Consider the following 21,974-nt stretch of genomic DNA (forward strand, 5'->3'; position numbering starts at 1 on the left):
CGACTCGGACCGGCTTACGGACGGCGCCGTGAAGCCGGCCCGAGGGACGGCGTCGGTTCCGGGGCTACGGGGCTACGGGGCTACGGGGCTACGGGGTGACGATCGGGAACTTCGGGTCGGGGAGGGTCAGCGTGCCGAAGACGGCGTCCGCAGCCGCCTGGGCGTTCTCGCCCTCCAGCGTGATCGTCTTGCTCTCCACCGCCTGATCGAAGTTCCTCTTGAAGCCGGGGGTCTCGGCCAGCTCGTTCAGTGTCCGGCGGCTCAGCTTGATGGTGGCGTGCGGTGCCTCCAGGAGACGGTCACCGCCCTCCACGAACACCAGCACACCGTTGCGGAGCGTCGTGGTGCACTTGTCGCCGGTCTCGGCACCGGTGTTGTCGTCGATGAAGACCCAGTTGAGCGCGATCGGGCCGGTGTGCTGCGCGGCGGCCGCCGGCCCGTCCACGCTGCGGGCGAGCGCGGAGAAGTACTGCTCCAGGGTCGTGCTGCGGATCAGGTCGGCGGAGGTCTGGCTGGTGATCAGCGGCTGCGGACCGCTCACGACCTCCTGGGCACCGGTGAGGTAGGCATTGCGCCAGGTGCCGTTCGCGCTGCCGTAGCCGAGCTGGGTGAGGACCTTGGCCTGGAGCTCCCTGGCCCGCGTGACCTGTGGCTCGGCGAGCGTGCTGCCGTCTTCGGCTGCGGCCGCGAAGATGACGTGGTTGAGGAGCTCGGCGGCCCAGCGGAAACCGTCAGGGGTGTCGGTGTCATAGGCTCGCTGGGCCATGTCGACGACGGCCTCGGCGCCGCCCATCGCCTCCACGTAGCCCGCGCCGGCCTTCGTGGGCGGCAGCTCCCACAGGTGGGCCGGGTTGCCGTCGTACCAGCCCATGTATCGCTGGTAGACCGCCTTGAGGTTGTGGCTCATCGAGCCGTAGTAGCCCTGGTCGTACCAGTGGTCGTTCAGGCCGGCCGGGAGGGTCCGGAGCTGTTCGGAGATCTCGATGCCCGTGTGGCCGGCGTTGATCATCCGCAGCGTCTGGTCGTTGAGGTAGCTGTACATGTCGCGCTGCTTGCCGAGGAATTCGAGGATGCGCTCATTGCCCCGCTCGTCCCTCCACATCGGCCAGTGGTGCGAGGCGAAGAGGACGTCGGTGTCCTTGCCGAAGGTCTGGATCGCCTCGGTGAGGTACTTCGACCAGGCATGCGCGTCCCGCACCTGGGCGCCGCGCAGGCTGAGGATGTTGTGCATGGTGTGCGTGGCGTTCTCCGCGATGCACAGGGCCCTCGCATCGGGGAAGTAGATGTTCATCTCCGCCGGCGCCTCTGTGCCCGGCGTGAGCTGGAAGATCAGCTGAACGCCGGCCAGCTTGAGCTGGTACAGGCCCGGCCGCCACGGGATGACGTACGCGCTCTGGTTCCAGCCGTCCTCCGGGACCGGCGCCCGGTCCAGTCCGCCGATGTACGTGGTCGGCGGGATCAGGGTCACCTCGCCGGTGGATATGGTCGCGCCCAGGCCCGAACCGACCTGCCCCGTCGGGCTCTTGTCCAGCTGCGCCGCGTACATGTACTGCGCGCGCCGCGCCATCGCCGGACCCGCGTAGATGTTCTCGCTGACCGCGTGCTCGAGGAATCCCTCGGGCGCGACGACGTGCACGTCCTTCGGCTCCAGAGGGTCGCCCAGCTCGTGGAAGAGGCCGCGGGAGCCGCCGAAGTGGTCGACGTGGGAGTGGGTGTAGATCAGGCCCCTGACGGGCCGCTCCTCCTTGCCGCACTGCGCCTTGTCCCGGAACAGCCGCAGGGCCGCCTGCGCGGTCTCGTAACAGGCCAGCGGGTCGATGACGATCAGGCCCTCGGTGCTCTCGACGATCGTCATGTTGGACAGGTCGTAGCCGCGCACCTGGTAGATCCGGTACTCCGTACAGCTGTGGACCAGGAACAGTCCGGCAACGGCGGTCAGCCGGCCCTGCCGCTGCAGGCTGCCGTTGACCGTCGGCATTTCCGTGCGCATGCCGGGGTCGAGGAAGTCGTACGCGGTGAAGTCCCAGACCATCCTGTCCGGGTCTTTGCGGGACCGGATCGCCGTGGTGTCGGGCGGGGCGATCATCTGCCGCATGGCGTCGGCGAAGTCCTGGCCCTCCTTCTCGTCGGCGGCCACGACGGCCTGCGCGGACTTCCGGTTCGCCTCGGCGACCGCGGCCGAGGGCTCGATGGGGTCGATGGGGCCGGTACGCTCGGGCATTTCGGGCATGGCGAAATCGCCTCCACATCGCTGCGCGGGAACCGTTCCACAACGATCATGACGCTATGCACGCGCCCCATTACTCACAAGAGCGCGATCGAGTCAACGCGCTGGGCTGCTGGGCGGACCGCTCGGCAGCCCGGAAATCCACCGGGCCCGGCAGGCGCCCGGGCGCCGGGCGCGGCCCCGGCCCGGCCTTGTCTTCCTTGCCGGCGGACATGATCACCACCCTGACCCGCGTACACACCCGTCACGAGAGAAACAGGCGTAACGGAGACACGGGTGGCCCGTATCAGGGCGGCGTCAGGAAAACGGCACACCGGTTGTACGGGGGCGCGGCGTCCCCTTGGATGAATGACGTGAACAGCTCTCCGCGCCATAACGACCGGCCGCCTCATACGGCGTCGCCGAGTTCTGCGCGCTGTTCGCTTCCCGTGCTGTAAGCACGCACGCCCGAAGCACTCGGCGCAGCCCTCCGACACCGGGCTGCGTCCTCTTTTGCGCACCCCTTTCATCAGCTCATGCGCGCTCTTCGAGCCAGAGCCGGAGCCGGTGAACAGCGCATTCGTTCGCACGGCAGTCCCGCCTCCGGCGGGCCGCTGCCGCCTTTCCCAATCCCGGAGTGGATCACTATGTCTTCTGCTGTCTCGCCCGCCTCCCTGACGGTGCTGGTCACCGGTGCCAGCTCGGGCATCGGCTGGGAGACCGCGCGATTGCTCGCCGAACGCGGCGACGCGGTCACCGTCATCGTGCACGCGCCGGACCAGGCGTCGGGCCAGGACGCGATCGCCCGCCTCGTGGCGTCCGGCATCGACTCCGGGCGGCTGGAGCTCGCCACCGCGGACTTCTCCCGGCTGGACGAGGTGCGGGCCATGGCCGCCCGCATCGCCGACCGGCACCCCGTGCTGGACGTCCTCGTCAACAACGCGGCCGTCGCCGCCCCCGAACGCCGCACCCTCACCGCCGACGGCAACGAGCTGTCCCTCCAGGTCAACTTCCTCGCCGCCTACCTCCTCACCCACGAGCTCTCCGGCCCGCTCAGCGCCCGCCCCGGCAGCCGCGTCGTCAACGTCACCTCCTCCATGCACCGCACCGCCTCCATCGCCTGGAACGACCCCCACCGCGCCAAGCGCTACTCCCGCCTCGCCGCCTACGCACAGTCGCAGCTCGCCTTGACGATCTTCACGCGCGAGAGCGCTCCCTGGACGTCGGTCAGCGTCCACCCGGGCGTGTGCGACACCGAACTGCTGCCGCTCTACGCCCACGAGGGCGACTCCGCGGCCGAGGGGGCGGCGCACGTGGCGCGGCTGTGCGACCCGGCCACCGAGGTCGAGTCCGGCGCGTACTACGACCGCACTGCGCCCTCACCCGCCGCGCCGGTGGTGCTGGAGGAGCGTACGGTCCGCCGACTGTGCAAGCTCGCCGACCAGCTGGTCGCCCAGCACGTCTGACCACGTCTGACCATCCGCCCCCACCCCCCGCACCAGCAAGCGAAAGGAGAACCACCGATGTCGAAGCGAGCCCGCAAGAAACGAGCCCGCCGTAAGAAGGGCGCCAACCACGGCAAGAAGGCCTGCAGCTGACGGCCTGACGGCCTGATGCCCCTGGCAGGCGGGCGGTGCGGAGCCGGGGGACGGCTTCACACCGCCCGCCCTCGCAGGTCTGCCTCGTGTGTCTACGGAGTGGTTGTCTGTGATCAAAGAGCTTGCGCGCCGGCGCGCCGCGACCGGTGCGGGAAAGTGGATGGCTTGGTTCCCAGCGGGCATGCCCGGTCTGGGGGCGATGCCCGACCACGCGCGGTTCACCCGGACCGGGCGCTGGTGGGCCGACCGTCCGTCCGCGCCCCGGGCCGCGGCGGTCTCCTGCGCGGGGTACACCCTGATGGGCGGCGACCCGCGCGCCGTTCCTCCGGGGGCACTGGCCCCGCTGGCGTACGGCTACTTCGCGGTGCCGGACCGGTTCCTGCCCCTGCTGGGAGAAGCCTTCGAACGGATCGTGCCCTGGGAACGGATGCTCTGGGTCCGCGGCGACGACGCGCTGACGCCTCCATCGGTGACGGGCATGAACATCACCGTCCGCCGGCTGACAAGCGCGGACGCCGCAGCCGTCCATGGGCTCGGCCCGGAGCTGAGCTGGATCGCGGACACCTGGGGCGGACCGCACGGGCTCGCCGCGTCGGGCCACGGCTGGGGCGCCTTTCGCGACGGGCGGCTGCTCTCGCTGGCCTGCACCTACTTCCGCGGCAGCAGCTACGAGGACATCGCCGTCGCCACCCGCCCCGAGGAACGCGGCCGCGGACTCGCCACCGCCTGCGTACGCAGCCTGTGCGCGGACATCACCGCCCGGGGCACCCTCCCGACCTGGACCTGCTCGCGCCACAACGAACCCAGCCGCCGGCTCGCCGCCACCACCGGATTCCGCCTGCACCGCCAGTACGTGCACTACGCCGTGGGATCTCACAACTCCTCCTGCAGCCAGCAGCAGGGCGTCCACGGTCAGTTTCCCGGGCGTTGACGAGAACGCGTTCCTCTTCCTCGGACAGCTGGTCCACGATCCCCCGATCGGGGCGGGACCCGGCGGCGGGCAGGCGCCGCGTGACGGCGCGTATTTGCACTGGCACTATGCGCGCACGGTCCGTGAATGCGCCACCCCATCGAACGCCCCGCGCGTGTAATTGTCTGATCACAGTGAGTTGACGCCGGGGGCCCGGAGGGTGAGGGTCCGCACGTGGGCCCGATCACATACGATGCCGGATCGTAGCACCAGAGGTGCAAAATGGGGCATTCCAGCCATTAGCTGGGGGTGTTTTACGGCGTTACCTCGTAGGTCACACCCTTTGTCAGGCGGGTTTCGCGCCGCTAACAATGGCTGAGTCGCAGGGCGCCGTCGTTCGAGACGCGGCGCTTTTTCCGTGCCGAAGAGGCCCGGTGCGACGTCCCCGACTGGAAGAGGTTCTGCTCAGCCATGCGTTCCACCATCTCCGGCTATACCGCTCTGCCCAAGGCTCACAAGTTCTCCGCCGCCGGTCTCGTCACCGTCGCCGGTGCCGCCGCTCTGACGTTCGCGCTGGTGCCGCAGGCTTCCGCCGCTGACGTCTCCAGCGTCGGTGTGAAGCCCGTCGCGCAGAGTGCCCAGGAGTTCGGCGTGACGCAGGACGGCGAGCTGGCCAAGGCCGCCGACAAGGCCCGTGCCGACGCCAAGGCCGCCACGAAGACCGCCGCCAAGGCGAAGGCCGATGCTGAGCGTGCGAACCGTTCCACCGAGCGCAAGGCCCTCAAGCCCGCCGCTCCGGCAGCTCCGGCGAAGAAGGCTTACGCCGACAACCTGGACGGCTGGATCCAGGAGTCCCTGGACATCCTGCGCGCCAAGGGCATCCCGGCCTCCTACGACGGCATCAAGCGCAACATCATGCGCGAGTCGACCGGCAACCCGCGTGCGATCAACGACTGGGACGTCAACGCCGTCAACGGTGTCCCCTCCAAGGGCCTGCTGCAGATCATCGACCCGACCTTCAAGGCGTACCACGTCGACGGCACCTCCTGGGACATCTACGACCCGGTCGCCAACATCACCGCGTCCTGCAACTACGCCGCCGACAAGTACGGCTCCATGGACAACGTCAACTCCGCGTACTGACCGGGTTCCGACAGCGCAGAGTGCGCATCCCGCACAACAGATGGCGCATGACATGTAAAAGGGCGCGGCACCCTCGCGGGTGCCGCGCCTTTTTACATGGTCCGGGCGCAGCCAGCGAACGGACCGCTCGCATCCGTCCAGGGCAGTGACACGCCCCCTCCCTGCAGGGCCCGGGCAGGACCGGAGTCCCCCCGGGGCGGTCGACGGACCGAGAAGGTCATGGTCGTCGTAGTGAAACCTTGAGTGCCGTCCGTACGGCCACGGTTCGGTGTGACGCGTGCGCAACTCGCCGACGACGAATAGGGGTCTGTCGAGACGCTCCTGCCGGTCGGCAGGTTCGCTCCTGCCCCGCGGAGGAGGACTCGGGCCCGCCAACTGCCCACCCGTAAGAGCTAGTGGGAAACCCTCCAAGCCCGGCTGGACATCATTGTGTCCACCAAGATCACCGTGTTCATCCGCACCGCCGCAGACTTGCAGGAAGCGGCGGCCGAGACGGCCGCCGCTTCCTTGTCCGTGACGACACCTGGGACACAACACCGTGAGCGAACGCGTCATTGCGCCCAAGAGCCGGGGCTTCCTGTTCCTCGACTCCCATCCCGGCGGCTGCCGGCAGCAGGTCGACGAGATGTGGCAGGCCGTCCCCGCCCCGGTCACCGCCGTAGGCGAAGGGCCGGTGGCTCTGGTCATCGGTTCGTCCGCCGGGTACGGCCTGGCCGCTACGATCGCGGGCCTGGCACACATCGGTATCCGTGGCGTCGGCGTGTGCTTCGAGAAGGCGCCCGCCCGGCGCACCGGCACGGCCGGCTGGTACCGCACCGCCGCCACTGCCCGACTCGCCCGGCAGCACGGGCGGGACATGGTCTTCCTCAATGGCGATGCGTTCAGCGACACGGTGAAGGAGCAGGTCGCCGACCTCCTCGCCGAGCGGTTCGGGGGACGGCTCGACTTCCTGATCTACTCGGTGGCCGCGCCTCGCCGCACCGACCCGGACACCGGCGACGTGCATGCCTCGGTCCTCAAGCCGATCGGCTCGCCGTCGACCACCAAGACCCTCGTCTTCGACGAGCACGGCGCCCCGGAGGTGAAGGAGGTCACCACCGCGCCGGCCGAGGGCGACGACATCGAGCAGACCGTTGCGGTGATGGGCGGCGCCGACTGGGAGCGGTGGATCACGTTCCTGGCGGACCGGTCCCTGCTCGCCGACGGCTTCACCACCGCCGCCCTGTCCTACATCGGCTCGCCGCTCACCGCGGCGATCTACCGCCGGGGCACCATCGGCGCCGCAAAGGCCCATCTGGAAGCCACCGCACGCAGGTTGGACGAGCGCCTCGGCAAGGCCCTGGGCGGCCGGGCCGTAACCTCGGTCAATGCCGCTGCCGTCACCCAGTCCTCCACCGCCATCCCCGGCATAGCCCTGTACGTCGGGCTGCTGCGCGGCGTCCTCGGCGACGCCATGGTGGCCCCGATCGGTCAACTGGTGGAGCTGTGGGACCAGCTGACCGGCGCCCGCCCCCTCGACCTCGACGACGAGGGACGGGTCCGCCTCGACACCTGGGAACTCGACCCCGCCGTGCAGGACGCCATCGCCGAACGCTGGAGCACCGCCACCAGCGACACCATCACCGAACTCGCCGACCTCGACTGGTTCAGCGACGAGGTCCGCCGCCTCTACGGCTTCTCCGTCCCCGGCGTCGACTACACCGCCGCCGTCGAAACCGACGTCCCCTGGCCCGCTCTCACCATCTGACCCGCGCCGCGAACGCCCCCGATCGCGTCGTGAAGCGAGGTCGCCGCGGCGCCGGCCTTGGTGACCTGGGTCGTTGGTGCGTCGGCAGTGGCCGAGCGGTGGACGCCGCGCTGGAGCTTCTTGCAAGCGGGCTCGGCGAACCACCTGCTCGGCCGGAGGACAGCGCGCCCGCCCGCCGCCCGCCGCCCGCACACAGGCTGATCGACAGTGGGTCATCGCGGCGGGGAACCGCGCGTGATGGTCGAGCCACCGGCGGCCGCGACGTCGCACGTTCCCGGTTCAGGCGAACTCAGCCGGCCAGCTGGTCAAGTTGGCGGGCCAGCAGCTCCACGGTTTCCGTTGCCGCGGCCCGGTCCCCGTCGATACCCAGTTGCAGCAGCACGCCGTCCAGGGCGGCTGATGCGAGGCGGGCGGCGCCCGGGGCGACGGCGGGAGACATTCCGGCACCGACAAGCCACTGCTCCGCAGTGCGGAGGTAGGACGACGTGGCCGGCACCAACCGTTCGCGCCACAGCTCGTCCGCTTCGGCCAGTGAGGCCGCTTCCAGGTACAGCCGCATGGCCACGCGGGCCCCTGGTTCCGCGAGGGCCTGCCACAGGGCGCGTACCAGGTCGGACGGCTTGGTGACCCGCTGCCCCCGCCACATGACGGCCAAGTCCGCGAACGCCCGGTCCAGCAGTGCCACCACCAGCCCCTCGCGACTGCCGAAGTGGTACACGAGCATCCGGTCACTGGTGCCCAAGGCGGCCGCGAGGGGCCGCAGGGTGAGCGTTGCGAGGCCGTGTTCCCCTACGTAGGGCATGGCCGCGTTCAGCAACTCCTCGCGACGGGACACGTGTCTTCTCCTCGGGTGCCGTGTAGCGTATGTAGCGATCGCTACATACGCTACATACTAGGTGAACGGCGGTGCGGCTCGATGGGAAAACGACGGCTCGTGGACGTGTGGCCTGAGACTGCAGGGGCTTTCGTGATCTGGGTGGTCGCCTCAGCAGGGGTCACGGCCCTGGCGCCCGCCCTCGCGGACGCTCCGACCGCACCGGCTGCAGCGGCGGTCGCGACCGCCTTCACGGGCATCGGCGTCCTCGCCGGCCGGCTGCTCCCGACCGGACGCGGGATACGTCTCGGCATCGCCGTCGTGATCGTCGGGCAACTCCTCGACGTCGCCCTCGTCCTGGCCGCCGACGGACTCTACCCACGGACCGACGAGGGCGGTAGCGGACGCATCCTGCTGCTCCTGCTGGCCGGATACGCCGGGTTCCTGCTCGGCGCACTTGCGGGCGACCGCTCCTTCAAGGCGGCCATGGCACCGTCGCCGCCCCGGGAAACCACCCCCTGAGGACTGCCGGGCGGGTCACGGACGAAGCCCGGGGGCGAATGGCGATTCAGCGCGGCAGGGGTGCCATAAGGCCTTCGCGAGGCCGACCTCCGGGCGACCCCACACCCATCCGCACACATGTCCGGTTCTGGACGTGCGGAATCCAGGGCCTGCCGCATAGTGGCCATGTGTCAGATTTCAGTTGTGCCTCCTAGTTGTGCCTCCTGACGAAAGGCGTGTCATGAAGTTCGCGGTCATCGGCGGTACCGGGCTGATCGGATCGCAAGTCGTCGACAAGCTGAATGCCTCCGGGCACGAAGCCGTACCGCATTCGCAGTCCACCGGAATCGACGTCATCACCGGCCAGGGACTGGACGAGGCGGTGGCGGGGGCCGACGTCCTCGTGAACCTGACGAACTCCCCGACCTTCGACGAGGCGTCCCGCGCCTTCTTCCAGACCTCGATGGACAATCTTCTGGCCGCGGGCCGGAAGGGTGGTGTCCGGCACTTCGTCATCCTCTCGATCGTCGGCGTGGACCAGGTACCCGAGCTGGACTACTACAAGGCCAAGGCGCTCCAGGAGGACATCCTCACGGCCGGACCGATCCCTTACTCGATCGTCCGCGCGACGCAGTTCATGGAGTTCGTCGACGCGATCCTGTCCTGGACCGCCGACAGCGACACCGTCCGCCTGCCCGCCACGCCGATCCAGCCGATCGCCGCCAAGGACGTGGCCGACGCGGTGGCGCAAGTCGCCGCGGGCACCCCGCTCCATGGCATTCACAGCATCGCGGGCCCCGAGATCTTCGCCCTGGACGAGCTCGGCCGCCTCACCCTGTCCCACAAGGCCGACGCCCGCACCGTTGTCACCGACCCCACCGCCGGCATGTTCGCCGCCGTCAACGGCGACGTCCTCACCGACAAAAACGCCCATCTCGCCCCCACCCGCTACGCCGACTGGCTTTCCTGAACCGCTGGCGCAGCGGGTATCGAGCACCTCCGGCGCGCGATCTGGGCCACCGCCGCCGGGCTCACCGGCTTCTACACCCTGCGCTACGGGCTCGGCGCGCCCGACATGGCCCTCTACGCCCTGTTCGGTGCGCTGCCGCTGACGTTGTTCGCGCAGGTCCCAGGGCCTGCAAGGCAGCGGACGCGGACGTTCCTCGCGGTGCTGCCCGCCGGCTGGGTCCTGGTCACCGCGGGCACGCTGCTCGCAGCGCACTCGTGGAGTGCGGCCTGCGGCCTGTTCGTGCTGGGTCTCACGGCCTCGTTCCTGGGGACCGGCTGCTCGCCGGTGCCGAGGGGCCGGACCCCGGCGCCGCGCATCTGCTGGACCGTGCGACTCCTCCCTGGGAGACGGCCATGCAGCCCGGTCACCACACCGTCAGTGGCGGCGGGCTGCTCTTCGCGGCCCGCCGGGACGGGGAGGGGCCGGACGGGGAGGGGCCGGACGTGCCCGCGGAGGCGACCGCCCTGCTCATGACCCTGGCCGATCGCGTGGCGGACGACTGCCTGCGGGCCACCGATGTCGTCCGCTCGGCCGGGGCGGACGTGCCGGAGCTCTCCGGACCGTATTCCGGCGGCGGAGTCGGCGCCGTTGCGTTGTGCGGTCGCGCAGGTGCAGGAGCGCGGGCCGGACGCGGATCCTGCCGCGGTCCTGCTGATCGCCGACACCGAGGCGTGGCTGACCGGGGCCGCGCACGACGCTGCCCGGGTCGTGCGCACGGCCGCTCACTGAGCTCGACGGGCGGCTGCCGCCGCCCTCTCCCCCGCTCCGGCGACGTACCGTGGGCAGCATGAACGATCTTGCTGCCCCGTACGTCCAGGTCGACGGCCGTGCCGTCGACGCCGATCCGCTGTTCCTCGCCTTGATGGGCGGCTACGGCCACATGACCGCCATGCAGATCCGGGACGGCCGGGTGCGCGGCCTGGACTTCCATCTCACCCGGCTGGACACGGCCACCAAGGAGCTCTTCGGCGAGGGGCTGGACGGCGAGCTGGTGCGGGAGCGGATCCGGAGCGCCCTGGACGCGGCGGGAGTGCGCGATGCGTCGGCGCGGGTCTACGTGTACGCGCCGGAGCCGGGCGACCGGACGGTGACCGCGGTGATCCTGCGGCCTGCCGTGCCGGAACCCGGCCCGCAGCGGCTGCGCAGCGTTCCGTACGTCCGGCCCACCGCCCACCTCAAGCACGTGGGGGTCTTCGGGCAGGCCTACCACCTGCGGCAGGTGAAGGCGGCGGGCTTCGACGAGGCGCTGCTGGTGGAGCCGGACGGCACGGTGGCCGAGGGTGCCATCACCAACGTGGGCTTCCTCGAAGGCGGCACGGTGGTCTGGCCGTCGGCCCCCGCCCTGGACGGCATCACCATGCTGGTGCTGCAGCGGGAGCTGGACCGGGCGGGCCTGCCGTGGCGGCGGCAGGCGGTGCGGCTGGACGAGGTGGCGCGCTTCGACGCGGCCTTCGTCTGCAATTCCGTGGGCGTCTCGCCCGTACCGCTGATCGACGACGTGCGGTTCCCCCCGGAGGCGGAGCCCGTGCGCACGCTGAAGCGGCTGTACGAAGCCGCGGCGTGGGACACGATCTGACCCACGGCGGCCCAGGGGCCGGGCCGAGCCGGACGGTCGACGGGCCGCGCAGTCGGCGCGGCCCGGGGCTCGTGGCCGTCGCGCGGGTGCTCTACACACACGGTGCTTCGTCCGAGGACCATGCGCCGAACCACTGCTCGGCGCCGTACTCCTCGAACCGCTCCACCTCGGTGAACCCCAGCTTCGCCGCGAGGCGCATCGCGCGGTCGTTGGCGGTCCGGGTGCAGAGCACCACCGGCTCACCGGGGAGTACGCCGGCGAACCAGTCGAGTGCCGCTGCGCACGCCTCGGCGGCGTACCCGCGTCCCCACGCTTCCGGCAGGACCATGTAACCGAGCTCGGCCTCCCCGCCCTCCGGACGGACGTGGCCCGGACGCTCCGCACCGCGCCGGTCGAGCGTGACCATGCCGATCATCGCTCCGTGGAGATCGATCACGAACAGGCCGGGGCGCCGCCCGGGTATCTCAGGCACCCCGTCCTCGAGTTCATCACGCGATCGAGGGCCGCCGATATAGGTGCCCACCTCCGGTGATGCGAACAGCTCGATGAACGCCGCACGGTCCCGGGCCTCGGACTCGCGGAGGGCGAGCCGTTCGGTCCTGATCGGGGCAGGTGGCCAGGCGACGGGTCCGGGTCCAGTCATGGCGGGCAACTTATCGCACGCCTGCGAGAGTGATCCGGGAGACGGGAGCGAAAACCTCGCCCTGAGGATCTCGGGCGCCTCACACCGGCAGACCCGTCGCGAAATCAGGCGTTGATCGTTTGTCGGTCTCCGGGTGCTGTGCTGCAGGTGATCCACCCCACCGAGACCCCGGAGGCCTCGTGCTCGGGCACATCGCCGTTGCCGTCATCACCGCAGCGGCTCGCGCCGTGACTGCTGTCTCGACGGGTGAGCAGCCCGCGGCTCACTGACAGGCCGAGGGGAATACCCCGTTTCTTTCGTCCCTTCGGGTGGCGATGGGGAGGCACCGGGCGCCGCGCACGCCGGCCGAGGACATCCGGCGGGTCTCGAGTGCCACGATGGGCGGTCGTCAAGAGGAGTTGCCGTGGGTGACCGTTGCACCATGCCGTCCGTGCCGGCCGTGCCGTCCCTGCCTTCCGGCGCGATTGCCGTCGTGGGGGCCGCCTGCCGTCTGCCGGGTGGGATCCGCGATCTGGGCGGATTGTGGGATGCGCTGGCCGGCGGGCGGGATCTGGTGTCGGCTGCGCCGCCTGACGGGCGGTTCGACGTGGGGCGGTTTTTCGACCCGGATCCGGCGTTTCCCGGGAAGAGTTACACCTTCGCCGGCGGATATCTCGATAATGTGACGGATTTCGACGCGGAGTACTTCGGGATCTCTCCGCGTGAGGCCCAGCGCATGGATCCGCAGCAGCGGTTGCTGCTGGAGATGACGGCCGAGGCGTTCGATGACGCGGGCATCGACCCGGCGGGGCTGGCCGGTTCCGACACGGCGGTGTTCGTCGGGGTGGCCGACACGTCGTACGGGGTGCTGCAGATGCTCCGGTCCGAGGACATCGATCCGCACACGATGACGGGCGGGGCGGCCTCGATCGCCGCGAACCGGCTGTCGTACGCCTTCGACCTGCGCGGGCCGAGCATGGCGGTGGACACCGCGTGCTCGTCGTCCCTCGTCGCGGTGCATCAGGCGTGCGAGGGGCTGCGTGCGGGGCGCAGCCGGGTGGCGGTGGCGGGCGGGGTCAGCCTGCTGATCAGTCCGCAGGCTTATGTGGGGTTCTCCCGCGCGAGCATGCTCTCGCCGCGCGGGCGTTGCGCCGCCTTCTCCGCCGCGGCGGACGGGTACGTGCGCTCCGAGGGCGGTGGCGTCGTCCTGCTCAAGCGGCTGTCGGACGCGCTGGCCGACGGGGACCGTGTGCACGCCGTCATCGCGGCGAGCGGTACGAACGCCGACGGGCGGACGCCGCACCTGCCGGTGCCGAGTGCGGAAATGCAACGGCAGTTGCTGGCGGACGTGCACGCGCGGGCCGGTGCGGGTGCGGACGACCTGGTGTACTTCGAGGCGCACGGTACGGGGACCCCTGTCGGTGACCCGCTGGAGTGCCTGGCCATCGGGCAGGCCGTGGCCGCGCGGCGCAGCAGCGGTCCGCTTCCCATCGGGTCGGTGAAGTCCAATCTCGGGCATTCCGAGCCCGCTTCCGGCATGGCCGGCCTGTTCAAGGCCATGCTCGTGCTGCGGCACGGCCGGATTCCCGCCACTTTGCACAGTGTTCCGCCCAACCCGGCGATCGATTTCCGGGGGCTGAATCTCGAACCGGTCGGCGCGATGCGCCCGGTGGCCCGCTGCGGGGGTTTCGTGGGGGTGAACAGCTTCGGGTTCGGCGGCGCCAACGCGCATGTGGTGCTCGCAGGGGCTCCCGCGCCGGTTCCGCCGCCGGACCGTGCGGACCGTGCCCGGCCGGATCTGCTGCCGGACCGGATGCCGGGTCTTCTGCCGCTCGTGATCAGCGCGCGCAGCCGGCGGGCACTGGCGGAGACCGCCCGCGCTCTGGCGGACCGGCTCGCCGCCGTCTCCTCGGAGGATTTCTACGACCTGTGCTGGACGGCCTGCAGGCGGCGGGCGCGGCACCCGTACCGTGCCGCTGTGCTGGCCGGTACGCCGGAGGATGCGGCCCGGCAGCTGACGGAGCCGGCACTGCACGAAGGGGAACTGCGCGCGCCGGACGGGGCGGTGGACGGTGGCCGCGTGGCCTTCGTGTTCTCCGGCAACGGGAGCCAGTGGCCCGGCATGGCCGCCGACCTGATGGCCGCGGAGCCGGTGTTCCGGGCGGCCGTCGAGGAAGTGGACGCCCATCTCACGCCGCGGCTGGGCTGGTCGGTGGCCGGACTGCTCGCGGCCGGGGCGCAGGAGTCCGGTCACGTCTCGCGGATGGCCGACACCCGCTACGCCCAGCCCGCGCTCTTCGCCGTCCAGACCGGCCTGGTGGTCCTGCTGGCTCATTACGGGGTGCGGCCGCAGGCCGTCGTGGGGCACAGCGTGGGGGAGGTGGCCGCCGCGTACGCCTGCGGGGCGCTGGACCTGCCCGCCGCGGCCAGGGTCGTGGCCGAGCGGAGCACGGCCCAGGCTGCCACGGCCGGGAAGGGCCGGATGGCCGTGGCGGCCCTGACGCCGCAGGAGGCGGAGAAGGAGATCGCCCCGTACGCGGGGCTGCTGGAGATCGGTGCCGTCAACAGCGGCCGGGACGTGACGGTCTCCGGGGACACGCGGTCGTTGCGCGAGCTGGGTGAGCGCCTCGCCGGCCGGGGGATTCCCTTCCGCGAGCTGGACGTCGACCACGCCTTCCACAGTTCGGCCATGGACGGGATCGAGGGGCCGCTGCGTGAGGCGCTGGCGGGGCTGTCGTCGGCCGGGCCCCGGGTGCCCATGTACTCCACCGTCACCGCCCGGAGCGTGCGGCGGGGACAGCTCGGCGCAGCGTACTGGTGGGACAACGTGCGCCGCCCCGTACGGTTCGACGCGGCAGTGCGCCGGATGGCCGAGGAGGGCGGCGGGCTCGGCGCGGTCGTCGAGATCGGGCCGCAGCCGAGCCTGCGCGGCGCGCTGGCGCGGATCGCCGCCGAGTACGGGGGAAGGGCCTTCCCCGTCGTGCCGACGCTCGGCCGGGGGTGCGGGGGCGTCGACGCGGTGCGCCGGGCCGTGGCCCGGCTGGCCGCCGCCGACGTGGGCACGGACTGGGGCCGGTGGTTCCCCCGGCCCGGACGCGTCGTGGACCTTCCTGCCTACGCCTGGCAGCGGAAGCGGCACTGGTCCGGCACGCCGGAGCACTGGATCCGTACCAGCGGTGACGGCATCGTCGTCCACCCGCTCCTGGGCGAGCGGGCCCCGGTCCTCGAACCCACCTGGCACACCACGCTCGAACGGACCCGGTGCCCCTGGCTGGCCTGCCATCGCGTGGGCGGTGCCGCGGTGATGCCCGCCGCCGCGTATCTGGAGATGGCGCTGGCGGCCGGCCGCGAGGTGTTCGGCGACGCCGTCGAGCTCGACTGCGTGGACATCAGCCGGATGCTTCCCCTGGACTGGGACGCGAAGGGCATCCGGCTGCAGACCTCCCTGTCGGACGAGGACGGCGTCTTCCGGGTGGCCAGCCGGGCCGCGGACACCGACGGTTGGCGGCTGCACGCCCGCGGCCGCTCCCGCCGGCTCGCCGGGGCCGCGCCGCCCGCCCTGGACGTCGCGCGGACGCGCGAGCGTACGGCCCGGGCGGTTCCCGGGTCCGAGCACTACGCGGCGGCGGAGCGCAGAGGGCTGGACTACGGGCCGGCGTTCCGGGTGCTGCGTGAACTGCGGGTGGGCGACGGCGAGATCCTGGCCTCCTACCACCACGAGGTACCGGACGAGGGGTATGACGCCCGCGGCGGGTACGGCGGCTACGTCGTCCACCCCGCGCTCCTCGACGGCGCCCTGCAAGCCGGGATCTTCCTCCTGCCCGGGACCACGGACACCTATCTGCCGGCGGCCGTCGGCCGGCTGCGGATGTGGCGCACGCCGGACCCCGCCGGTCTGGTGCACGTCCGCGAGCGCTCCAGGACGCCGCGCGAGGTCGTGTGCGACATCACGGTCACGGACGCCGGGGGCCGGGTCTCGGTCGAGCTGGAAGGCTGCCGCCTGCACCGCTCGGCCCTGCACGACGACCTCCCGCGGGAGTACGCCACGGTCATGCGGGCGGCGACCCTGCCGGGGCGGCGCGCACTGCCCGCCTCGGCGCCCCCTCCCCCGGCGGTCCTGGCCGCGGCACGTCCGGACATCGGCACGATCCTCGGGTCCTGGGACGGCCGGCGGCACGCGCAGTGCACGGACGCGCTCGCCCGTGCCGCGGCGCACGGCGCCGCGGAGGCCTTCGCCGCGATCCTGCCGGAGCGGTCGCCCGTCGCCTTCGGCTTCGGCGACCTGGCGGCCGCCGGCGTCCTGCCCGGCTACCGCTCCTACGTGGGCATGCTGGCGCGCATGGCACAGCGGTACGGGTTGCTGGAGGAGTCCGGCGCCCAGGAGTCCGGCGGCCGGCGCTGGACGTTGCTGCGTCCGGGGGACTTCAAGGGCGCCCTGCGGGACGTGCTGCGGGAGCACCCGGCCTACCCGGCCACGGCGGCCCTCCACGGCCGGGGCGGGCTGCACCTCGCCGATGTCCTGACCGGTCGCCGCGATCCCGCGGAGCTGCTGTTCCAGGACAACGGCCCGCCGCTGATGCGGCAGTTCCACGACACCGAACCGGCCTGTGCGGTGCAGTACCGGATCGCTGCGGCCGTGGTGAGGTCCCTCGTCCGGGCGGCGCCCGAGGACGGTCCGCTGCGGGTGCTGGAAGTGGGAGCCGGGGGCGGCGGACTCACCGCCCGGCTGCTGCCGCTGCTGCCGCCGGAGCGCACGGAGTACGTGTATACGGACGTTTCCGGGGCGCACTTCTCCGCGGCACAAGAGCGCTTCACCGCGTACGACTTCGTCGACTACCGCACCTTCGACCTCGACCTCGACCTCGACCACGGCCCCGGCCTCTGCGACCACGCCGGGAACGACCCCGCCGGGAACGCACAGGGGATGCCGGCGGAGAGCTTCGACCTGATCGTTGCCGGGCATTCCCTCCACGCGGCGCGTGACGTGGCCGCCGGGGTGCGGCGGCTGGCGCGGCTCCTCGCTCCCGGCGGGAGCCTGCTGGCCGTGGAGGCCCACGACCCCGAGGCCTTCGCGCTCAGCACCGCGATGCTGCCGGATTTCTGGCGCGCTGCGGGCCCCGGCCGGCGAACCGGCTCCGTACTGCTGTCCCGCTCCCAGTGGTCGGCCGTCCTCCAGGCGAACGGATTCGGCACGCCTGCACAGGCCGGACCGGCGCACAGCCCGGCAGGCGACCGGTTCTCCGTCTTTCTGGCCCGCCGGGATGCTTGTCCGCCGCGCGAGGACGGCGGAGCACCGGCCGGGATCCGGGGCCAGGAGACACCGGCCCAGGAGGTACCTGTCCAGGAGACGCCGATCCCGGAGACGCCGTTCCAAGGAACGCCGAACGCTCACTGGCTCGTGATCGTCGAGGACGGCTCCGAACCGGCCCTGATCTCCTCCCTGGCCGCTCAGCTGTCCGACGCGCCCGGGTCCGTACGCACCGTCACCGCCGGAGAAGTGCGCGAGGGCCTGCACGCCCTCGGGCCTGCGGGGGCCGACGCCGTGCTCGTCCTGAGCGAGCAGCAGGACCGGGCCGCATCCGACGACCCCGGCGCCGCGGTCGGCCTCGCGGTGCGCCGGGTCGCCACCCTGCGGGAGCTCGCGCGTGCCTGCCCCGGGCACGGCCAAAGCGCGCTGCGGCAGCTGACGCTCGTCACCCACCCGACCGGCGCCCTCCCGTCCCCGGAGCGCGCCACGTGCCCCGGCCAGGCGGCTGCGTGGGGTGCCGCGCGGTCCCTCGCCAACGAAGTGACGCACCTGCCCGTGCGGCGCGTCTCACTGGAGCGCGGTGCGCAGCCGGAGCGGGACGCCCGCAGGCTGGCCGAGGAGTTGCTCGCGCAGGCGCCCGGGGAGGACGAGGTCGCTCTCACCCGCGGCGGCCGGTTCGTGCCCCGGGTGGTGCGGGCGTCCGCACCCGTGGTCCCGTCCCCGGCCCGTACGGATTCCAGCTACCGCCTGTCGGTGGCCGGCCTCGGACTTGGTTACCGGCTCCACTGGGACGAGGTTGCCGTGCCCCGGCCGCAGGCAGGCGAGGTCGTGGTCGCCGTCCGGGCCGCGGCGCTGAACTACCGGGACGTGATGGTCGTCACCGGTCTGCTGCCCGCGGTCGCCGAGGACGCCGTCCCCTCCGAGCAGCTCCTCGGTCTGGAGTGCGCGGGAGTGGTCACCGCGGTGGGTCCGGACGTGGAGGGTCTCTCGGTCGGTGACCGGGTCTTCGGGACGGCGGCGGGGGCCTTCGCCGGTCACGTCCGTGCCCGCGCCTCGATGGTGCGGCGGATCCCCGGGCGGCTGGCCTTCACCGAGGCCGTCACCCTGCCGACGGTCTTCCTGACCGTCCAGCACAGTCTCGAACACCTGGCCCGGCTTCGCCGCGGTGAGCTCCTGCTGGTGCACGGCGGGGCGGGAGGGGTGGGGCTGGCCGCTCTGCAGTACGCCCGGCGCGTCGGGGCGCGGGTCGTCGCCACCGCCGGTTCCCCCGCCAAGAGGGACCTGCTGCGCGTGCTCGGCGCCGACCACGTCCTGGATTCGCGCGGTGCGGACTTCGCCGACCGGGTCCGGCAGCTGACGGGCGGGCACGGGGCCGACGTCGTCCTCAATTCCCTCAGCGGTCAGGCCATGGCCCGGGGCATGGAGGTCCTCGCCCGGGGCGGGAGGTTCGTCGAACTGGGCAAGCAGGACGTGTACGCCAACCGCCGTGCCCTGCTGCGCCCGCTGGCCGGGAACACCTCCTTCTTCGTCGTGGACGTCGCGCAGATGACGGCCTCGGGCTCCGGGGCGGCCTCGGCCGCGTTCGGCACGGTGGCACGGCGGGCGGAGCGCGGCGAGTACCGGCCGCTGCTGCACCAGGTCTTCCCCGCCCACCGCATCGACGAGGCCTTCCGTTCGATGCAGCACTCGCGGCACATCGGCAAGGTCGTGGTCGCCTTCGGGGAACCCGTCCCGGTGCGGCCCGCCTGCGAGCCGCACCGCCTGGACCCCGAGGGCACCTACCTCGTCACCGGCGGCCTCAGCGGGCTGGGGGCCTCCACCGCGCTCTGGCTCGCCGAACGCGGCGCCCGGCACCTCGCGCTGACCGGGCGCCGGGGCAGCGCGACGCCGGGAGCCGCCGCGCTCCTGGCGCGCCTCGCCGCGCAGGGGGTGACCGCGGGCGCGTACGGCGTCGACGTCACCGACGCCGGAGCCATGGGGGCGCTCGTCCGGGATCTCGACGCCGGCGGCCGGCCCCTGCGCGGGGTGGTCCACGCGGCGATGCACCTGGAGGACGACAAGCTGACCGGGCTCGACGACGAGCGCATCCGTGCGGTCCTGGCCCCGAAGCTGGGCGGCGCCCTGGTCCTGGACCGTCTCACCCGGGGGCGCGACGCCGGCTTCCTCGCCTACTCCTCCCTGAACGTCTGGGCGGGCAGCATCCAGCAGGCCGGTTACTCGGCCGGGAACCTCTTCCTCGAAGCGCTGGCCCGCACCCGGCTCCAGGCCGGTGAACCCGCCCGTGCGGTGGCGTGGGGCGCCATCGGTGAGACGGGCTACGCCGCCCGCCACGGGCTCAATCCGGCGCTGGCGAAGGCCGGCCTGCGCCCGGTCACGCCCGGCGAGGCGTGCGCGGCGCTCGACACCTTCCACTCCTGGGGTACGGAGGTGGCCGGTTTCGGGCGGTGCGACTGGGCCCGCATGGCGATGATCATGCCGTCGCTGACCGCTCCCCGCTTCCGGCAGGTGATGCCGTCGGGCACTGCGGAAGCGGATCACCGGCTGGACGAGCTCCTGGTGCAGCTCGCGGCGACCCGTCCCGACGAGGCGGCCGAGCGTCTGGAGCAGGCCATCGCCACCGCGACCGCCGGCATCCTGCACATGCCGGTGGACAGCCTCGACCGGGCCAGGCCCCTCCAGGAGTACGGCCTCGATTCGCTGATGAACATGGAGCTGCTGGCCGAGCTGCGCGGACGGTTCCCGTGCGAACTGGCCGCGATGGACCTGCTGCACAGCGACGGGTCGATCCGGAGCATCGGCACGACGCTGCTGCGCCGGATGGCGGAGGCGCCCGTGGACCGGCCGCTTCCCGTGCCCCGGCCCCGGGGCTGACGCGGACGGCGGCCGGGGCCGCTCACCAGGTCCCGGGTTCCGGCCGGAGGAAGTCCGGCGCCCACTCCCCCGGTTCCGTCTCCCCTTCGTCCTCTTCACCGGCCGGGCGGGCCAGGGCTCCGTCGCCGGGAAGGGGGCTGACGGGGAGGTGGATCACGGAGTGCCGGATCGCGTCGTGGAAGATCTCCTGTTCGGCTGCCAGCAGGATCCCGCCGGTGTCCAGCAGTGCGGCGCTTCCGGTGTGCCGTGCGACGCGGGGATGGCCGCCGCTGCAGACGTGGACCCGCAGCCGGTGCCCGGCGGGGAACCGGTGTGCCGTCGGCCACAGGTCGACGGACACCTTCGTCACCCCGTCCGCGTCGCAGGGGCTGCCGGCGCCGGGTGAGACGCGGCGGATGCCTTCGCAGACGTTCATGGAAGCGCCGTCGGGATGGACGTCGCAGATCCGTACTCCGCAGTCGGTGTGGGTCCGGGAGGAGCGCAGGTGGATGTCGGCCGTCACCGGTCCGATGAGCTCCATGGGGGCGGGCAGCGGGTCGCTGGTGTAGGTGAGGACGTCGGCGCGTTTCTCCAGCGGCCTGCAGTCCTCGGGCCGGGAGTCGCCGAAGATCACCGGTCCGCGCGGGACGGGCGTGGGATCGGCGGGGTCGTAGCGGTAGCGGCGCGGCTCGCCGTGCGCGGGCGGCACGGGGCGCAGGCCCCCGTCGGCGTGCAGGTACCAGGGCCGTGCCGACGTCCCGGGTGGTGGCCAGTCGGGGTACTCGCGCCATTCCTTGGCCCCGGTGACGTGGATCCGTACGGGCTGCCCGCGCAGGGGCGGGGCGCCGGTGAGGTGGGAGCGGAAGAATTCCGCGGCTTCGCGCAGGGCGACGGGGAGCAGGCGCCGGTCGCAGTGGTACCAGGGGCCGATGGTGAGGTGGGGCCGGTGGCCGGCGGCGCGCAGAGCCTGGTAGTCGCGGAGCTGGCCGGGGAGGAAGACGTCGTGCCAGCCGGCCAGGAAGTGGACGGGCAGGGTGGTGCGGCCGAGGTGGTGGCGGGCGTCGAGCCGGGCGCGCAGGGGGCTGCCGGGTTCGCCGTTCGCGAGGAGTTCCTGGAAGAAGGGCATGGGCATGCCGCTGACCACGGTGTCGAGTTCGTGGACGGGGCGTCCGGAGTCCAGGGCGCGCTGTACGCGGCGGGGCAGTGTCAGGAGGCGGGAGCGGTCGCGGCTGGCGCACCAGTAGAGGCTCGACTCCAGGGCGAAGGCTCCTCCGGGGTAGACGGCGTCGGCGAGGGAGGAGGCGGAGATCTGCACGGACATGGCCTTGCACTCGGGCACGCCGTGGGCCAGGGCCCACTGCACGTAGCCCGTGGCGCTGGCTCCGTACATGACGAAGGTGCCGTCGAACCAGGGCTGTTCGCGCAGCCAGGCCACCGTGGACAGCCCGTCCTCCCGTTCGCTCGCGGGGTCCTGGACGGAGTAGCCGTGGGCCACGTCGCGGGTCTCCTGGACGATGACGTGGAAGCCGCGGCGGGCGAAGTACTGGCCGTAGATCAGGCCCATGGGGATGCGTCCGACGGGTGAGCGGACGAGGACGGTCGGGGCCGGGCCGCTCCTGGAGGGGTGGTAGTGGTCGGTGGGGAGGACGGTGTTGTCCGCCATGGGCACGGGGATGCCCCGGCGGCCGCCGGCGTCACCGCCCCGGTCCGTGGCGGCAGCGGTGCGGCGTCGGGTGAAGGACATGGCGGG

General features: G+C 72.1%; 13 protein-coding genes. 9 read left to right on the forward strand and 4 right to left on the reverse strand.

Annotated features, from left to right (window positions below):
- Window positions 1-88: 88 nt before the first annotated feature.
- A complete protein-coding gene (locus tag ACOTKD_RS01000) occupies window positions 89-2,221 on the reverse strand; it encodes an alkyl/aryl-sulfatase (RefSeq protein ID WP_424886874.1) in 2,133 nt (710 codons plus the stop codon).
- A 632-nt stretch (window positions 2,222-2,853) separates the two neighbouring features.
- Between ACOTKD_RS01000 and ACOTKD_RS01005 the strand changes: the two genes are divergently transcribed.
- The 5 genes from ACOTKD_RS01005 (at window position 2,854) to fabV (ending at window position 7,604) form a co-directional block, all read left to right on the forward strand.
- Window positions 2,854-3,672, forward strand: a complete 819-nt coding sequence (locus tag ACOTKD_RS01005; protein ID WP_424886875.1) for an SDR family NAD(P)-dependent oxidoreductase — start codon at window positions 2,854-2,856, stop codon at window positions 3,670-3,672.
- 57 nt (window positions 3,673-3,729) lie between these two features.
- Window positions 3,730-3,804, forward strand: a complete 75-nt coding sequence (locus tag ACOTKD_RS01010) for a 50S ribosomal protein bL37 (RefSeq protein ID WP_424887352.1) — start codon at window positions 3,730-3,732, stop codon at window positions 3,802-3,804.
- A gap of 160 nt (window positions 3,805-3,964) precedes the next feature.
- On the forward strand, window positions 3,965-4,735 hold the full coding sequence (locus tag ACOTKD_RS01015; RefSeq protein ID WP_424886876.1) for a GNAT family N-acetyltransferase: 771 nt from the start codon (window positions 3,965-3,967) through the stop codon (window positions 4,733-4,735).
- Between the two features lie 450 nt (window positions 4,736-5,185).
- Window positions 5,186-5,857, forward strand: coding sequence for a transglycosylase SLT domain-containing protein (locus tag ACOTKD_RS01020; protein ID WP_424886877.1), 672 nt, complete (start codon window positions 5,186-5,188; stop codon window positions 5,855-5,857).
- Window positions 5,858-6,395: 538 nt separating this feature from the next.
- Window positions 6,396-7,604, forward strand: a complete 1,209-nt coding sequence (gene fabV / locus ACOTKD_RS01025; protein WP_424886878.1) for an enoyl-[acyl-carrier-protein] reductase FabV — start codon at window positions 6,396-6,398, stop codon at window positions 7,602-7,604.
- 289 nt (window positions 7,605-7,893) lie between these two features.
- Here the strand turns inward: fabV and ACOTKD_RS01030 are convergent, their stop codons facing one another.
- Window positions 7,894-8,439 carry a TetR/AcrR family transcriptional regulator gene (locus ACOTKD_RS01030; RefSeq protein WP_424886879.1) on the reverse strand — a complete coding sequence of 182 codons (546 nt, stop codon included), beginning with the start codon at window positions 8,437-8,439 and terminating at the stop codon, window positions 7,894-7,896.
- 132 nt (window positions 8,440-8,571) lie between these two features.
- Here ACOTKD_RS01030 and ACOTKD_RS01035 point away from each other — a divergent pair, with 132 nt between their 5' ends.
- The 3 genes from ACOTKD_RS01035 (at window position 8,572) to ACOTKD_RS01045 (ending at window position 11,504) form a co-directional block, all read left to right on the forward strand.
- A complete protein-coding gene (locus ACOTKD_RS01035; RefSeq protein ID WP_424886880.1) occupies window positions 8,572-8,940 on the forward strand; it encodes a hypothetical protein in 369 nt (122 codons plus the stop codon).
- A 220-nt stretch (window positions 8,941-9,160) separates the two neighbouring features.
- Window positions 9,161-9,889 (forward strand): SDR family oxidoreductase, encoded by a 729-nt coding sequence (locus ACOTKD_RS01040; RefSeq protein WP_424886881.1) that lies wholly within the window; start codon window positions 9,161-9,163, stop codon window positions 9,887-9,889.
- Between the two features lie 826 nt (window positions 9,890-10,715).
- The gene (locus ACOTKD_RS01045; RefSeq protein ID WP_424886882.1) at window positions 10,716-11,504 is read left to right on the forward strand and encodes an aminotransferase class IV; all 789 of its coding nucleotides are present in this window, start codon (window positions 10,716-10,718) and stop codon (window positions 11,502-11,504) included.
- 91 nt (window positions 11,505-11,595) lie between these two features.
- Here ACOTKD_RS01045 and ACOTKD_RS01050 read toward each other — a convergent pair whose 3' ends face one another.
- Window positions 11,596-12,147, reverse strand: a complete 552-nt coding sequence (locus tag ACOTKD_RS01050) for a GNAT family N-acetyltransferase (RefSeq protein WP_424886883.1) — start codon at window positions 12,145-12,147, stop codon at window positions 11,596-11,598.
- Window positions 12,148-12,568: 421 nt separating this feature from the next.
- On the opposite strand from ACOTKD_RS01050, the gene ACOTKD_RS01055 reads away from it, so the two are divergent.
- Window positions 12,569-20,245: an SDR family NAD(P)-dependent oxidoreductase gene (locus ACOTKD_RS01055; RefSeq protein ID WP_424887353.1), complete on the forward strand. Its 7,677-nt coding sequence runs from the start codon at window positions 12,569-12,571 to the stop codon at window positions 20,243-20,245.
- 22 nt (window positions 20,246-20,267) lie between these two features.
- Here ACOTKD_RS01055 and ACOTKD_RS01060 read toward each other — a convergent pair whose 3' ends face one another.
- Complete coding sequence (locus tag ACOTKD_RS01060; RefSeq protein WP_424886884.1) at window positions 20,268-21,968, reverse strand: CocE/NonD family hydrolase; 1,701 nt, start codon at window positions 21,966-21,968, stop codon at window positions 20,268-20,270.
- Window positions 21,969-21,974: the final 6 nt, after the last annotated feature.

Source organism: Streptomyces sp. XH2, assembly GCF_049725035.1.
Taxonomy (GTDB): domain Bacteria; phylum Actinomycetota; class Actinomycetes; order Streptomycetales; family Streptomycetaceae; genus Streptomyces; species Streptomyces roseoverticillatus.